Source organism: Burkholderia sp. MSMB1072 (assembly GCF_001524725.1).
In the GTDB taxonomy this organism is placed as follows: domain Bacteria; phylum Pseudomonadota; class Gammaproteobacteria; order Burkholderiales; family Burkholderiaceae; genus Burkholderia.
The window spans coordinates 396,383-411,755 of record NZ_LOYC01000009.1 but is presented as its reverse complement, the minus strand read 5'-3'; the positions used below and the strand labels follow the sequence as shown (position 1 = coordinate 411,755).

Here is a 15,373-nt window from a genome sequence, read left to right as displayed (position 1 = left end):
GACACCAGCGTCATTTTCAAGGAGCCCATCATGAACGATCGTCTTCCGCTGTCCTGGACCCGCGTGTGCCCGCTCGACGACATCGTGCCGAACACCGGCGTGTGCGCGCTCGTCAACGGCGAGCAGGTCGCGGTGTTTCACGTCGCCCATCCCGACGGCGGCGTGTTCGCGATCGACAACGTCGACCCGGTGTCGCAGGCCGCCGTGATGTCGCGCGGGCTGATCGGCAGCCTCGGCGAGCGCATCGTGGTCGCATCGCCGCTGTACAAGCAGCACTTCGACCTGCGTACCGGCGAATGCCTGGAAGCGCCCGAGCAGTCGGTGAACGCGTATCCGTCGCGGGTCGAGGACGGCTTCGTGTGGATCGCGGCCTGAGCGCCCGGGAGCACGCATGACCGCCACCCCCGTCAAGAGCGTGTGCCCGTACTGCGGCGTCGGCTGCGGGATGGTGCTGCACGTCGAGGAGGGCGAAGTCGTCAAGGTGTCCGGCGACGCCGACCATCCCACCAACTTCGGGCGGCTGTGCACGAAGGGTTCGTCGGCGCACGTCGCGCTGCGTCGCTCGGGGCGGCTCGACCGCGCGTTCGTGCGGCGCGCGCGGGAGGACGATCTCGTGCCGCTGCCGGTGCGCGACGCGCTCGCCGAGACTGCACGGCGGCTGCGCGCGGTGCTCGATACGCACGGGCCCGACGCGCTGTCGTTCTACGTGTCGGGGCAGATGTCGATCGAGGCGCAATACCTCGTGAACAAGCTCGCGAAGGGCTTCGTCGGCACCAACAACATCGAGTCGAACTCGCGCCTGTGCATGGCGAGCGCGAGCACCGGCTACAAGCAGTCGCTCGGCGCGGACGGCCCGCCCGGGTCGTACCAGGATTTCGACCGCGCGAACCTGTTCTTCGTGATCGGCGCGAACATGGCCGACTGTCACCCGATCCTGTTCCTGCGGATGATGGATCGCGTGAAGGCCGGCGCGAAGCTGATCGTGGTCGATCCGCGCCGCACAGCGACCGCCGACAAGGCCGACCTGTTCCTGCAGATCCGGCCGGGCACCGATCTCGCGCTCACCAACGGGCTCCTGCATCTGCTGCATGCGAACGGCCGCACCGACGCCGCGTTCATCGCTGCATACACCGAGGGCTGGGACGCGATGCCCGCGTTCCTTGCCGACTACACGCCCGAGCGCGTTGCCGAGATCACGGGGCTGGCCGAAGCGGACATTCGCACGGCCGCGCAATGGATCGGCGACGCGCAGGAATGGACGAGCTGCTGGACGATGGGGCTCAACCAGAGCACGCACGGCGTATGGAACACCAACGCGATCTGCAACCTGCATCTCGCGACCGGCAAGATCTGCCGCCCGGGCAGCGGGCCGTTCTCGCTGACCGGCCAGCCGAACGCGATGGGCGGGCGCGAGATGGGCTACATGGGGCCGGGATTGCCCGGCCAGCGCTCGGTGGCATCCGACGACGATCGCCGCTTCGTCGAGAACCTGTGGCGCGTGCCGGCCGGCACGCTGCGCAAGGATACGGGCAAGGGCACGGTCGACCTGTTCGCGCGCATGGCGGCCGGCGACATCAAGGCATGCTGGATCGTCTGCACGAACCCGGTCGCGACCGTGCCGAACCGGCGCAACGTGATTGCCGGGCTGCAGGCGGCGGAGCTCGTGATCGCGCAGGACGCGTTCCTCGACACCGAGACCAACCGCTACGCGGACATCCTGCTGCCCGGCGCGCTGTGGGCCGAAGGCGATGGCGTGATGATCAACTCCGAGCGCAACATGACGCTGATGCGCGCGGCGGTCGCGCCGCCCGGCGACGCGCTGCCCGACTGGCGCATCGTCGCGGAAGTCGCACGCGCGATGGGCTTCGGCGACGCGTTCGACTATGCGTCGGCGGCCGACGTGTTCGACGAGATCGTCCGTTTCTCGAATCCGGCGACCGGCTACGACCTGCGCGGCGCGAGCCATGCGGCGCTGCGCGAGGGGCCCGTGCAGTGGCCCGTCGCACCGGGCGCCGCACGCGAGCGGCATCCGATCCGCTACCTGAACGACGGCGTGAGCCAGCCGCTGCGCACGGCGGCCGACGGCAGCGACGCCCCGCGCATCGCGTTCCCGACGCCGTCGGGCAAGGCGCGCTTTTTCGCGCGGCCGCACGTCGATCCGGCCGAACTGCCCGACGACACGTTCCCGATCGTGCTGAACACCGGGCGGCTGCAGCATCAGTGGCACACGATGACGAAGACGGGCAAGGTCGCGATGCTGAACAAGCTCAACCCGCGCCCGTTCGTCGAACTGCACCCGGACGATGCCGGCGCGCTCGGCATCGCCGCGAAGGACAGCGTCGAGATCCGTTCGGCGCGCGGCCGCGCGGTGCTGCCGGCCGTCGTGACCGAGCGCGTGCGGCGCGGCAACTGCTTCGCGCCGATGCACTGGAACGACGTATACGGCGACGACCTGTGCATCAACGCGGTGACGAACGACGCGATCGACCCGGAATCGCAGCAACCCGAACTGAAATACTGCGCGGTCGCGCTGCGGCGCGTCGAGGCCGACGCGTGCGCGTCCGCCGCCGACGACACCGCGCAACCCGATACATGCGCCGACGACGCGCGGCCCGCGCCGGCAATCGCGCAGGCCGCAGCCTCACAGGAATCCGACATGGCAGACATCGACACTTTCGCGGCCGCGCTCGGCGTCGCCGATCTCGCGCCGCCGCCGCTGACCGATACGGAGCGCCTGTACGTGGCAGGCCTCGTCAGCGGGCTGAAGGCGAGTGCCGGCCGTCGCGAAGGCGGCGTGCCGGTGCTGCCGGCCGGCGCGCCGTTGACGGCGCCCGTGCGGTTCTGGCTCGACGGCATGCTAGCGGGCCTGTTCAGCCGCTCGCTGCCTGCCGGCGCGCAGAGCGCCGCGGCGCCCGCGCTGCCGCCCGACGCCGCCGCGTCCGGCGGCGTGCGCATCGTGCGCCCGCGCCCGAAGGTCGTGCTGCTGTGGGCATCGCAGACCGGCAACATCGAATCGTTGACCGAGGATTACGCGACGAAGCTGATGAACGCGGGCTTCGAGATCCGCACCGCGTGCATGTCCGACTATCCGGTCACGTCGCTGGCCGGTGCGCAATACGTGCTGCTGATGACCAGCACGTTCGGCGACGGCGATGCGCCCGACAACGGCAGCGAGTTCTGGGACGCGCTGCAGGCCGGCAGCGCCGCGCGCCTCGACGGCGTGCATTTCGCGGTGCTCGCGTTCGGCGACCGCAACTACGACCAGTTCTGCGGCCACGGCCGCCGGCTCGACGCGCGGCTCGCGGAGCTCGGCGCGGTGCGCCTGTGCGCGCGCGTCGATTGCGACGTCGAATTCCAGCACGATGCCGACCGGTGGCTCGAGCGCGTCGTCGCGCGGATCAAGGAGGCCGATGCCGCGTTGCACGCGGTGCCGTCCGGCGCGATGAGCCCGTCGGGGCTGCTGCCGACGAAGGCGCATCCGGCGCCGTCGAAGCTCGTCGCGAACCTGCGGCTGAACCGGCCGGGCGCCGCGAAAGACACGCGCTACGTGTCGCTGTCGACCCAGGGCGCGAACCTCGAATACGAAACCGGCGACGCGCTGGGCGTATGGCCCACCAACTGTCCGGAACTGGTCGACGAATTGCTGTCCGTCACCGCGCTGAAGGCCGATGCGCCCGTGTCGGTGGCGGGCATCGGCGATATCCGGCTCGGCGATGCGCTCGCGCGCCACTTCGACATCACGCGCCCGCATCCGGACACGCTGGCCTTCATCGCGTCGCGCAGCGCGAACGGCGCGCTGAAGTCGCTGCTCGGCGAAGACCGCAAGGCCGACCTCAAGCAGTGGTTGTGGGGGCAACAGCTTGCGGACGTACTGCACGAGTTTCCGGTCGAACTGTCGGCTGCGGAGCTGGTCGGCATGCTCAAGCGCATGCAGCCGCGCCTCTATTCGATCGCGTCGAGCCCGAGCGCGCACGAGGGCGAGATTCACCTGACCGTGTCGGCCGTGCGCTATCACAACGGCCGGCGCGCGCGCAAAGGCGTCGCGTCGACGTTCCTCGCCGATCGCGCGGACGACGGCCGCGTGCCCGTGTTCGTGCAGAAGTCCGCGCATTTCCGGCCGCCGGTGAACGGCGACGTGCCGATCGTGATGGTCGGCCCGGGCACCGGCGTCGCGCCGTTCCGCGGCTTCCTGCACGAGCGGCGGGCGCGCGGCGCGCGCGGGCGCAACTGGCTGTTCTTCGGCGAGCAGCACGCGCAGACCGACTTCTACTACGGCGACGAGCTGGGCGCGATGCACGACAGCGGATTCCTCACGCGGCTCGATCTCGCGTTCTCGCGCGACCAGGCCGACAAGATCTACGTGCAGGACCGGATGCGCGAGCACGGCGCCGAGCTGTTCGCCTGGCTGGAGGAAGGCGCGCACTTCTACGTGTGCGGCGACGCCGCGCGGATGGCCAAGGACGTCGATACGGCGCTCAAGGCGGTCGTCGCCGAGCACGGCGGCATGTCCGACGAAGCCGCGAACGACTACGTCGCGCGGCTTTCGAAGGCGCGGCGCTATATGCGGGACGTGTATTGAACGAAGGCGCGGCGACTTGATGCCGCCGCGCCTGCACGCGGGCTCCGCGCGGCGACTGGCCGGTCGCCGGCGTCCGGACCGCCGAGACGGCCGTCGATGGCGAACGCTGCGCGTGGCGTGGCTGGCGTGGCGCCTCTGCGTGAACCGCCTGCCGCCGCCGGTTTGCATTACTGCTGGCGATTCCACGCATGCGCTTGCTCGGTGCGGACGAATTCCTCCGCCGACCGCGGCAGCAGGTTGCGGAACGCGCCGCCGTCGCTATCGATCACGTCGACCATCTTCGCGATCATTTCCTCCGGGTCGTGCTGTTCGAGCGGGAAGGTCAGCTTTTCCGGCGTCACGGTATGCACGGCCGGATCGTGCCAGCGCCGCGTCGTTTCCATCATCCGGTCGTTGAAACCCGTGCGGTACGGGCCCGGGTTCACGACCGCGACGCGGATGCCGTGCGGCGCCAGTTCGGCATGCATCGCCTCGGCGATCGATTCGACCGCATGTTTCGACGCACAGTACGCACCCGTGAACGGCCCGGTGATCAACCCGGCAATCGACGACACGAACACGATCTTGCCGTGCCGGCGCGCGAGCATCCCGCGCGCGATCTGTTGCGTGAGTTCGAGCGGCCCGAACACGTTCACGTCGAACAGTTCGCGCACGATCTCGATCGGCAGATCGACGAGCGCGCCGGCTTCGCCGACGCCCGCGTTGTTGACGAGCACGTCGACGTCGAGATCGGCCGCGCGGGCGCGGTCGTATGCGGACGTGACGTCGAGCTTGACGACACGCAGCGCGGCGCCGCGGCGCGCTGCGGCGCTCGTCACGACGTCGATCTCGGCGGCGGCGCGGACGCCGGCCGTCATGTCGTGGCCGCGCTCGGCGAGCCGTAGCGCGACTTCGAGGCCGAAGCCCGACCCCGCGCCGGTGATGAGGATGCGTTTCCGTGCCATGTGCTTACTCCTTGCGGTTGAGTGTTGCCAGGAAATGATCGCTGCAGGCTCGCGCGATCGCTTCGTCTTGTTCCACGCTGCCGCCCGACACGCCGACTGCGCCGACGCAGTGCCAGTCGCCGTCGATGAGCGGCTCGCCGCCGCCGAACGTGACGAGCCCGCCGTGACTGTGCTCGATGCCGCGCAACGGCCCGTCCGCGCCGGACAGCGCGCCGAGCGACGCGGTCGACGCGCGAAAACGGATCGCCGTGAGCGCCTTGCGCTGCGCGAGGTCGATCGCGCCGAGAAAGCAGTCGTCGGTGCGCGCGAATGCGAGCAGGTTGGCGCCGGCGTCGACGACGGCGATCGCGACGCCGGCCACCTGCAGCGACGCGGCATGGGCAAGCGCCGCGTCGATCGTGCGGCGGGCGGCGGCGAGGGGCAGTGCGGCGGTGAGCGGGTTCATGCGCGGCTCCGATGGGGACGACAGCGCCAGTGTAGGCAGCGACGGTATATGGGAGAATTCGTATTCCGCTCGAAGTAGTTTCAAGTTTTTCTAATGATGGACAGACGATGAGCCGACGCGATCCAATGGCCGGGCTGCACGTGTTCATGACCGTCGCGACGGCCGGCAACTTCACGCGCGCCGCCGCCGCGCTGGGCCTGACGCCGGCTGCCGTCAGCCTCGCGATCGGGCAGCTCGAGGGCGAGCTGAACGTGAAGCTGTTCAACCGCAGCACGCGCGGCGTCAGCCTCACCGAAGCCGGCCAGCGCTATCTGCGGCAGACCGAGCCTGCGTACCGTCAGGTCGTGCAGGCACGCGACGAACTGAAGGATGCGCGCAGCGAGCCGAACGGGCTGTTGCGCGTGACCGCGCTGCCGCTCGCGCGCTTGCTCGTGATCGCGCCTGTGCTCGCCACGTTCCGCGAGCGCTACCCGAAAGTCCGGCTCGAAATTCGCTACGAGAACGAGCTCGTCGACATCGCAAAGGACGGCTTCGATGCGGGGATTCGCCTTGCCGACCGGCTGCAGCCGGGCATGATCGGCGTGCGGATTGCGCCTGCGTTGACGTGTGCGCTGGTCGCGTCGCCCGCTTATCTGGCGCGGTACGGTGCGCCTGCATCGATTGCGCAGCTCGAGCGTCATGCGTGCGTTCGTTTCCGTTTCTCGGAAAGCGGCCGTTTGCATAAATGGCTGCTGCGCGACGGGCAACGCGACGTCGATCTCGATCCGGACGGCGTGTTCGTGACGAACGACGACGATGCGGTGATCGACGCGGCGCGCGCCGGTGTCGGCATTGCGTTCGCGTTCGTGCGCGAGCGGATCGAACAGGACCTGCGCGACGGGTCGCTCGTCGAGGTGCTGCCGGGCGCGTGCCGCACGCTGCCGCCGATGTGGCTGTATTACGTGAATCGCAAGCACGTGCCGGCCAAGCTGCGCGCGTTCATCGACGTGCTCCGCGAGCGCGAAGGGGCGGGCGCGGCGTAATCGCCTCGGCCGCTCGCTGCAGCAATGGATCCGGCGGCGCATGATGGCGGCTCCTCCCACGAAGCCATGGAGTCGCGTGATGACCGTCTTCCCGTATTTTCCGATTCGAACGTTCGTGATTGCCGCCGCGTTGGCGGCCGCCGCGGTTTCCAGCGCACCGGCCATCGGCCAGACGTCGACGGTGCCGGCAGGTTCGGCCGCCGCGACACCCGACAACGCGGTGCTGCTGACCGTGTTCCTGAAGCACGACCAGTCGCGCCCGCTCGCCGAACTGAATGCGCAACTCGCGAAGCAGGGGTTCTACAAGGCGTTTCCGCCGCCGGGCGTCGAGGTGGTGAGCTGGACGGTGACGATGGGGATCGGGCAGATCGTCGTGCTGCGGCTGCCGGCGTCGCGGCTGCGCGAGGTCAATCGTGTACTCGAGGATACGGCCTGGGGCGCGTACCGCACGGAGTTCTACCCGACGTACGACTACAAGGCGATCGGGCTCGGGGAGCATGAGCGGGCGAAATGACGCGCGGCGGCATGTTTCCGCGCCGGGGGTGCGCCGGATGGGCGCACCGAATCCACCCGTTCCCATCCCGAAACGCGCCGTGCCGTCGCGTTTTCATCCTCATCCGCCGGGCTCGGCGCGGCAGATTCCTCCCAAATGCATCGCAAGTCATTCATCCGATGAAAAAATCGCCCCGGTTCCCGGTATGATGCGCACCTTGCGTTCGCAGGACGCCCTGTTTCCCGGTGCGTCTCGATGTGCGAGAAACGATGTGCGAGAAACCACAAATCCGCACAAAGTCGACGTGAAAGATTCTGTAATATTAATTCCGTATACTCGTAAGTTCTGATCCAGGCGCCACGAGGCCGTATTCGGCCGGCCGCCCACGCAGAACAACAGATACGTCGCCGCCCGGCCAACCCGCGCCGCGACACGCTATGCACCACCACTGAACACGTTATGTCTTCCCGCCACTCTGGTTCGCCCGGTCGCGCCGCGGCGGTGATCGCCCGTGCCCGGGCGCTGATCCGCAACGAGCGCGTGCTGTCGCCGCTGCTCGCGCTCGGCATCGGCCTGCTGCTGATCGTGGTTTTCCAGCATCTGTCGGAATCCGTCGACTACCGGTCGGTGATCCGCCAGTTGCGTCACATGTCCGTCCGCGAGTGGGGCGCGTCGCTGGCCGCGACGGCCCTCAGCTATCTCGCGCTCGTCGCCCGCGATGCGGTCGGCTTGCGCTATGTCGCGGCCAGGGTGCCGCGCGTCGCGCTGTGGATCGGCGCGATTGCCGGTTCCGCGCTCGGCAACGCGACCGGCTTCGGTGCGCTGACGGGCGGCGCGGTGCGCGCGCGCGTGTACGGCGTGTCGGGCGTCACGCCTGCCCAGATCGGCCGGATGACGGTATTCACGAGCGGCACGCTGGCGCTCGCGATGGTGCTGATGACGGCGGTCGGCATGGTCTGCGCGCCGGAGGCGCTCGCCGCGATGCTGCACGTCGCGCCCGGCGTGCTCACGTGGACGGGTGTTGCACTGCTCGTCGTGCTCGCCGCGCTGGTCGTGCTGTGCGGCAACACCGCGCGCCCGGTCGTCACGCGCTTCAAATGGCTGTCGTTCGACGTGCCGGCGCGACGCGATCTCGTCGCGCAGGTCGTCTATGCGGTGCTCGACGTCGTTGCCGCGGGCCTGACGCTGTGGGTGTTGCTGCCGGCTGCACCAGTCGGCTTCCCGACCTTCATCACCGTTTACGCGGCCGCGTTGCTGCTCGGGATGATCGGCCATACGCCGGGCGGGATCGGCGTGTTCGAAGCGGCGATGGTCTTCACGCTCGGTCGCGAAGTGCCCGCGCACGCGATGGTCGCCGCGCTGATCGCGTATCGCGCGATCTATTTCGGCGTGCCGCTCGTGCTGTCGGCCGGCCTGCTCGCCGGTTTCGAGGGCCGCGCGCTGCGGCGCCGGCTCGTGACGCGGCAGGCCGTGCGCGTGTCGCAACTGGCGCCGGTGTTCCTGAGCCTCGTGACGTTCGCGGTCGGCGGAATGCTGGTGATCTCGAGCGCGACGCCCGCGTTCTGGCATCGGATCGCGATCCTGCGCCACATCGTGCCGCTGTGGGTGCTCGAAGGCTCGCAGGTAATCTGCAGCGTGCTCGGCGTCGCGCTGCTGTTCGTCGCGCGCGGGCTGCTGCGCCGGCTCGACGGCGCCTGGTGGATGACCTTCGCATTGACGCTCGCGAGCCTCGCGCTGTCGCTGGCCAAGGGCCTCGCGTTCGTCGAGGCCGGCGTGCTCGGCACGCTGCTCGTGCTGCTGCTCGTCAGCCGTCGCCGGTTCAACCGTCATTCTTCGCTGCTCGCCGAGCGTTTCACCGTCAGCTGGTTCGTGTCGGTGGCGATGGTGCTGATGCTGGCCGTGTGGGTGCTGTTCTTCGCGTTCCGCGACGTGCCTTACACGCGCGAGTTGTGGTCGCATTTCTCGTTCGATGCGCGCGCGCCGCGGGCGCTGCGCGCGACGCTCGCATCCGGCGTGTTCGTCGCGCTGTTCGCGCTGTGGCAATTGCTGCGCCCGGCGCCCGGACGTTTCGTGAAGCCCGCGGAGCAGGACCTGGTCGACGCGGAGCAGATCATCCGCGCGCAGGAGTGCAGCGATGCGGGCCTCGCGCTGATGGGCGACAAGTCGTTCCTGTTCTCCGAGTCGCGCCGCGCGTTCCTGATGTACGCGAAGAACGGCCGCACGTGGGCCGCGCTGCACGACCCGGTCGGGCCGCGTGAAGAATGGCCGGCGCTGATCAGCAAGTTCATCGCGCTCGCGCACGCGCACAGCGGCCGCGCGGCGTTCTACCAGGTGCGCGCCAACGCGTTGCCGCTGTATCTCGACGCGGGGCTCACGCTGATGAAGCTGGGCGAGGAAGCGCACATCGCGCTCGATCGGTTCGATCTGAAAGGATCGAACCGATCGCACCTGCGCTACGCGCTGCGCCGTGGCGACAAGGATGCGCTGACGGTCGAGGTGATCGCGCCGGGCGACGTGCCGGCCGCGCTGCCGGCGTTGCGCGATATCTCCGACGGCTGGCTCGACAGTCGCGATGCGCGCGAGAAGAGTTTCTCGGTGGCGGCGTTCCACGACGGCTATCTCGCGACGCAGTCGGTGATGCTGGTGCGGCAGGCCGACAAGCCGATCGCGTTCGTCACGTTCATGACGACCGATCTCCACACCGAGGCGACGGTCGGCGTGATGCGCCATCTGCCGGACGCGTCGCCGTACGCGATGGAGTATCTGTTTACGCAGCTCGCGCTGCATCTGAAGGAAGCGGGGTTCCGCAAGCTGAGCCTGGGCATCGCGCCGTTCTCGGGGATGGGGGCGGCGAAGATGCCGTCGCCGTTCCACCGGCTCGGCCTGATGGTCTGGCGCTTCGGCGGCCGCTTCTACAACTTCCGCGGCTTGCGCGCTTTCAAGAGCAAGTTCGAACCGCACTGGGAGCCGCGTTATCTCGCGGCCTCGGGCTCGGTCGGCGTGTTCGTCACGCTTGCGGATCTGTCATTGCTGGCTGGAGGTCGGCGTTCATGATGTTGAAGAAGGTAATCGCGCGGGCGGCAGCCGCCTGCGCGGGAATGATGCTGGCCGGCGCCGCGTGCGCCGCGCAGCCGGCCGCCGCGAAAGCCGAGACCGTGTCCGGCGGCCGCTACGGGCCCGTGACCGTGACCAGGCCGAGCGGGCCGCTGCGCGGCTTCGTCGTGCTGTTCTCGCGTGGGGCAGGCTGGCAGGCCGCCGATCAGCAGGCGGCCGACGCGCTCGCGCAAGCCGGTGCGATGACGGTCGGCGTCGATTCGGGGCGTTACGCGGCGAATCTCGCCGCGAAGCAGGAGGCCTGCCATCACCTCGACGGCGACGCCGAGGCGGTCAGCCATCAGCTCGAACGTCTCGCGCAATCGTCGCGCTATTTCACGCCGATCGTCGCGGGCGTGGGCCAGGGCGGCGCGATCGCCAAGCAGATTCTGTCGATGGCGCCGGAGAATACGATCGCCGGCGTCGTCGCGGTCGGGCCGGCCGCGAAGCTCGATCCGCGCTTCAAGCCGTGTCCGCCCGATCCGACGATCGTACGCCGCGCGATGCCGGGTTTCGTCGAAACGGCTACCGCGGGGGACTCGGCCAAGCTCGTGTCGCTCGTCACGTCGCACTTGCGCGACACCAGCAGCAGCGACGAGCTCGACGTGTCGGATCTGCCGCTCGTCGAACTGCCGGCCAAGGGCGGCAGCGACCGGCTCGCGATCGTGATCTCGGGCGACGGCGGCTGGCGCGATCTCGACAAGACGATCGCCGAGGCGCTGCAGCGCGACGGCGTGTCGGTGGTCGGCATCGACAGCCTGCGTTATTTCTGGAGCGAGAAGCCGCCTGCACAGGTGAGTCGCGATCTTGCCCGCGTGATGCGCACCTACATGGCGCGCTGGCATGCGAGCCGCGTGGCGCTGGTCGGCTACTCGTTCGGCGCCGACGTGATGCCGTTCGTGTACAACCGGCTGCCGGCGGACCTGCGCGACAAGGTCGCGGTGATGTCGCTGCTCGGCTTCGCGCCGTCGGCCGATTTCCAGATCCGCGTGACGGGCTGGCTCGGCATGCCCGCGAGCGACAAGGCGCTGAAGGTCGCGCCGGAAATCGCGAAGGTGCCGCCGCAACTCGTGCAGTGCTTCTATGGCGCGGAAGAGACGGATACGATGTGTCCGGCGCTCGCGAACACGGGCGCCGACGTGATCAAGACGCAGGGCGATCACCACTTCGGCCGCGATTACATTGCGCTCGAGAAGAAGATCCTCGGCGCGTTCGGCAAGCCGGCAGCGGCGCACTGAACGCCGGCGGCGCTGGCGTGACGGCGGGCGTCGGCCGGTTTGCTTCCGGTTCATCGTACGGGCGGCCAGCGAGCCGCCCGTTTCATTTTCCGGCCTGCGCTGTCGCGTCCTGCGGCGGCATGAGCGTTCTCGCATCGTGCTGCAGGAAGCCCGGAAAGCGGTCGAGCAGCCGCCGTGCGGCCGCGAGGTCGGTGTCGTCGCCGAGCATGGGCACCGAGCCCGAAAACCCCGTACGTTACGCGGTCATGCGTCGACGACGAGCGCCGGATCGAGCGCGCGGATGCGCTGGTCGATGAAGTAGCCGCCGCCTTCCTGGTAGCGCAGGAACAGGCGGCCGCACGCGCGGCAGCGGCTGACGGTGCAGCGGTTGTACGGGAAATGGCGCGGCGCGATCGGCGCGTCGTCCGACGCATAGCGCGTGCCGGCCGGATGATGTTCCGCGTAGGTCGGCTCCGCGTCGTCCGGCGGCGCGAGCGTGGCCACTTCGATCAATTGCGTGTCCGGCAGCGACAGCGGCAGGGTCGTCCAGCCGGCGAGCGAGGTTTTCGTGCACGTGCACGGCTGCGTGACGTGCGCGGCTTCGGCCGCCAGTGTCAGCAGCGCGTCGTGATCGAGGTAAGGCAGCGGGCTCATGGGCAATCGGGAAAAGGGCGGCGGGAGTTGCAATGTAACCCGCGCGCCGATCGGCTGCATGGCCGTGATGCAGCCAGCGCAGCATACTCGTCGCGCGATTCGGCCGGCCTTGCGGACCGACGGCTGCACGACCGGTTCGTCGAGCACGCGGATCGCACGTTCGATGTCGCGGCTCCACGGATGGCCGAGGTTCACGCGCACGCAGCGTTCGAGGTCGAGCGCGCCCGAAACGGCGGGCGCGGCTCATTGTCCGATGCGCGGCCCGAAGGGAAAGCGCGGGTATGTCGGCCGCGCCGTCCCGCTGGGTCAGGCCGCGTTCGGCTCGACATTCCTCTCGCTGCCGCCGCGTCGCAGCGGCGGCAACGGCTCGACCTTGCCGACGACGAACAGGTACGACAGCGCGCCGACCACGCACAGCGCACCGGCCACTGCGAGCGGCACGACGAACGAGCCTTTCGTGATCGACAGCATCACGCCGGTGAAGGTCGTGATGAAGATCCCCGCGAGATTGCCCGCGAAGTTCTGGATGCCGCCTAGCGATGCGACGTGCGCCGGCGTCGGCGCGACTTCGCCGACGAGCGTCCACACGTTGGCGCCGGCGAACGACAGGCTGGCATACGCGAGCGCGAACAGGCCGAGGCAGGCCCAGACGTTTTCGACGAACGCGGACAGCGCGATCGACGACGACAGCAGCATGCCGAGCACGAGGCAGGTCTTGCGCGCGGCGGTGGCGCTCCAGCCGCGGCGGAACAGGCTGTCCGACACGTAGCCGCCGAGCCAGCCGCCGGGAATCGCGAGCAGCGCGGGCAGCATGCCCCACGTGCCGAGCGACGCGAGCGAGAAGCCGCGCGACTGCAACAGGTAACTCGGGAACCACGTGATGAAGAAGTAGATCGCGAAGTTCAGGCAGAACAGGCCGATCATCATGCCCCACACGGTGCGGTAGCGGAACAGGTCGAGCCACGACACCTTCGGGCCGTCGGTTGCGGCCGCAACCGACGGTGCGCCGCGTTGCGCGAGCAGCGCATCGACGGCGTCCGGCGCGATTGCGCGATAGCGTTCCGGGTCGCGATAGACGAACCACCATGCCAGCGCCCACACGATGCCGATGCCGCCCGTGATCACGAACGACCCGCGCCAGCCGACGATCGAGATTAGCCACGCGACGAGCGGCAGCGACAGCGCGGAGCCGACGCGCGAGCCGCTGTCGAAGATGCTGCTGGCCAGGCCGCGCTCGCTGCGCGGAAACCAGTTGAACGCGACCTTCGCGAACGAAGGGATCGCGGCCGCTTCGCCGACGCCGAGCATCAACCGCACGCCGACGAGTTGCGCGAGGCCGCGCGCGGCGCCCGTCGCGACGGTGAACGCCGACCACCAGCCGACGGCCAGCGCGAGGCTCACGCGCACGCCGACCTTGTCGATGAACCAGCCGGCCGGCAATTGCAGGAACGCATAGGTCCAGAAGAACGCGCTCAGCACGAGCCCCATGCCGACCGCGTCGAGGCCGAGGTCGGCACGGATGCTGGGCGCCGCGATCGCGAGGTTCGCGCGGTCGATGAAGTTGATGACGTTGGCCAGGAAGCACATCAGGATCATGGCCCATCGGATGCGTGGCATGCAGGTGTCTCCGCGCGGAATATCGTGGCGGGCGACCGGCGATCCGCGGCGCCGGCCGCCTCGAAGGGCAAATTACCGCGACGCTTGCGGCGCGCGGTCGAACTTCGCCAGCGCTTCCCACAGGCCGTTCAGGTAGACCGCGCCGAGCGCGCGGTCGTAGAGGCCATAGCCGGGCTTGCCGGTCTCGCCCCAGATCATGCGGCCGTGGTCGGGGCGCACGTAGCCGGTGAAGCCGGTATCGTGATACGCCTTCACGATCGCGGCGATGTCGAGCGAGCCGCAGCTCGACAGGTGCGCGGTTTCCTCGAAATCGCCGTTCGCGTCGACCTTCACGTTGCGGATGTGCGCGAAATGAATCCGGCCCATCGCGCCGAATTCGCGCACGAGCGCTTCGACATCGTTCTCGGGGCCTGCGCCGAGCGAGCCCGAGCACAGCGTCAGCCCGTTCGCGGGCGAGTCGACGATGCGCACGATCCGCGCGAGATCGTCGCGGTTCTTCACGATGCGCGGCAGCCCGAAGATCGGGCGCGGCGGATCGTCGGGATGGATCGCCATCTTCACGCCGGCTTCCTCGGCCACCGGGATGATTGCCTTCAGGAAGTATTCGAGGTTGGCCCACAGCGCGTTCTCGTCGACGTCGCGGTAGTCGGCGAGCAGCGCCTGCAACTGTTCGGGCCGGTAGCTCGAATCCCAGCCGGGCAGCGCGATGCCGTCGTTCGGATCGATCCGGTCGACCGCGTCGGTGCTGAACGCAAGGCAGGTCGATCCGTCGTCGAGCGTCTTCGACAGCTCGGTGCGCGTCCAGTCGAACACGGGCATGAAGTTGTAGCAGACGACGCGGATGTCGGCCGCGCCGAGATGGCGAATGGTCTGCCGGTAGTGGTCGATCAGGCGGTCGCGGGTCGGCTTGCCGAGCTTGATGTCCTCGTGCACGGGCACCGATTCGACGACGTCGAATTGCAGGCCCGCGCGTTCGATCGTCGCCTTCAGCGCGTCGATCTTGTGCACGGGCCAGACCTCGCCCACCGGTTCGTCGTAGATCGCGGACACGATATGCGTGACGCCGGGGATCTGGCGGATGTATTGCAGCGAGACCGGATCGGACTCGCCGTACCAACGGAAAGACATCTTCACTGGAGCGGCTCCTGGCTGGCGGTTCATGCGGCGGACGACCGGGCGGCGGTGTGCCGGCCCGGCGTCGGTGTGCGAATTATGATTGGTATGCCAGTTGTGCGGGATAGTGGTTTACCAGTTATCCGCGTGGGCGACGGTCGGCGCGACAGTCCGGGAAACGGCTGGCAGGGCCGGC

Annotated in this window: 12 protein-coding genes; 6 read left to right on the top strand and 6 right to left on the bottom strand. The window is 68.9% G+C overall.

Features of this window, described 5'->3' with window-relative positions; all coding sequences use genetic code 11:
* Window positions 1-30: 30 nt before the first annotated feature.
* Together nirD and WS89_RS03890 are read left to right on the top strand one after the other, a co-directional pair.
* Entirely contained in the window at window positions 31-375 is a 345-nt protein-coding gene (gene nirD / locus WS89_RS03895; RefSeq protein ID WP_059505423.1) for a nitrite reductase small subunit NirD, read from the top strand.
* Between the two features lie 16 nt (window positions 376-391).
* Complete coding sequence (locus WS89_RS03890; protein ID WP_059789554.1) at window positions 392-4,579, top strand: bifunctional nitrate reductase/sulfite reductase flavoprotein subunit alpha; 4,188 nt, start codon at window positions 392-394, stop codon at window positions 4,577-4,579.
* Window positions 4,580-4,746: 167 nt separating this feature from the next.
* On the opposite strand, the gene WS89_RS03885 is transcribed toward WS89_RS03890, so the two are convergent.
* Both WS89_RS03885 and WS89_RS03880 read right to left on the bottom strand, forming a co-directional pair.
* On the bottom strand, window positions 4,747-5,523 hold the full coding sequence (locus WS89_RS03885; RefSeq protein ID WP_059789553.1) for an SDR family oxidoreductase: 777 nt from the start codon (window positions 5,521-5,523) through the stop codon (window positions 4,747-4,749).
* Window positions 5,524-5,527: 4 nt separating this feature from the next.
* Window positions 5,528-5,968: a GlcG/HbpS family heme-binding protein gene (locus WS89_RS03880; RefSeq protein ID WP_059789552.1), complete on the bottom strand. Its 441-nt coding sequence runs from the start codon at window positions 5,966-5,968 to the stop codon at window positions 5,528-5,530.
* 107 nt (window positions 5,969-6,075) lie between these two features.
* On the opposite strand from WS89_RS03880, the gene WS89_RS03875 reads away from it, so the two are divergent.
* The 4 genes from WS89_RS03875 to WS89_RS03860 all read left to right on the top strand — a co-directional run bounded on the left by WS89_RS03875 (window position 6,076) and on the right by WS89_RS03860 (window position 11,814).
* A complete protein-coding gene (locus WS89_RS03875) occupies window positions 6,076-6,990 on the top strand; it encodes a LysR family transcriptional regulator (protein ID WP_059505416.1) in 915 nt (304 codons plus the stop codon).
* Window positions 6,991-7,069: 79 nt separating this feature from the next.
* Window positions 7,070-7,504 (top strand): hypothetical protein, encoded by a 435-nt coding sequence (locus WS89_RS03870; protein ID WP_059789551.1) that lies wholly within the window; start codon window positions 7,070-7,072, stop codon window positions 7,502-7,504.
* A gap of 438 nt (window positions 7,505-7,942) precedes the next feature.
* On the top strand, window positions 7,943-10,537 hold the full coding sequence (gene mprF / locus WS89_RS03865; protein ID WP_059789550.1) for a bifunctional lysylphosphatidylglycerol flippase/synthetase MprF: 2,595 nt from the start codon (window positions 7,943-7,945) through the stop codon (window positions 10,535-10,537).
* Complete coding sequence (locus WS89_RS03860; RefSeq protein ID WP_059789549.1) at window positions 10,534-11,814, top strand: virulence factor family protein; 1,281 nt, start codon at window positions 10,534-10,536, stop codon at window positions 11,812-11,814. Before mprF ends, WS89_RS03860 begins: the two co-directional genes overlap by 4 nt.
* 82 nt (window positions 11,815-11,896) lie before the next feature.
* Here WS89_RS03860 and WS89_RS31740 read toward each other — a convergent pair whose 3' ends face one another.
* From WS89_RS31740 to uxuA, 4 genes are all read right to left on the bottom strand, one after another.
* The gene (locus WS89_RS31740; RefSeq protein WP_373557138.1) at window positions 11,897-12,022 is read right to left on the bottom strand and encodes a hypothetical protein; all 126 of its coding nucleotides are present in this window, start codon (window positions 12,020-12,022) and stop codon (window positions 11,897-11,899) included.
* Window positions 12,023-12,057: 35 nt separating this feature from the next.
* Window positions 12,058-12,447, bottom strand: a complete 390-nt coding sequence (locus WS89_RS03855; RefSeq protein ID WP_059789731.1) for a hypothetical protein — start codon at window positions 12,445-12,447, stop codon at window positions 12,058-12,060.
* 306 nt (window positions 12,448-12,753) lie between these two features.
* The gene (locus tag WS89_RS03850) at window positions 12,754-14,064 is read right to left on the bottom strand and encodes an MFS transporter (RefSeq protein WP_059789548.1); all 1,311 of its coding nucleotides are present in this window, start codon (window positions 14,062-14,064) and stop codon (window positions 12,754-12,756) included.
* A 72-nt stretch (window positions 14,065-14,136) separates the two neighbouring features.
* Window positions 14,137-15,198, bottom strand: coding sequence for a mannonate dehydratase (gene uxuA / locus WS89_RS03845; RefSeq protein ID WP_179949842.1), 1,062 nt, complete (start codon window positions 15,196-15,198; stop codon window positions 14,137-14,139).
* Between the last annotated feature and the right edge of the window lie 175 nt (window positions 15,199-15,373).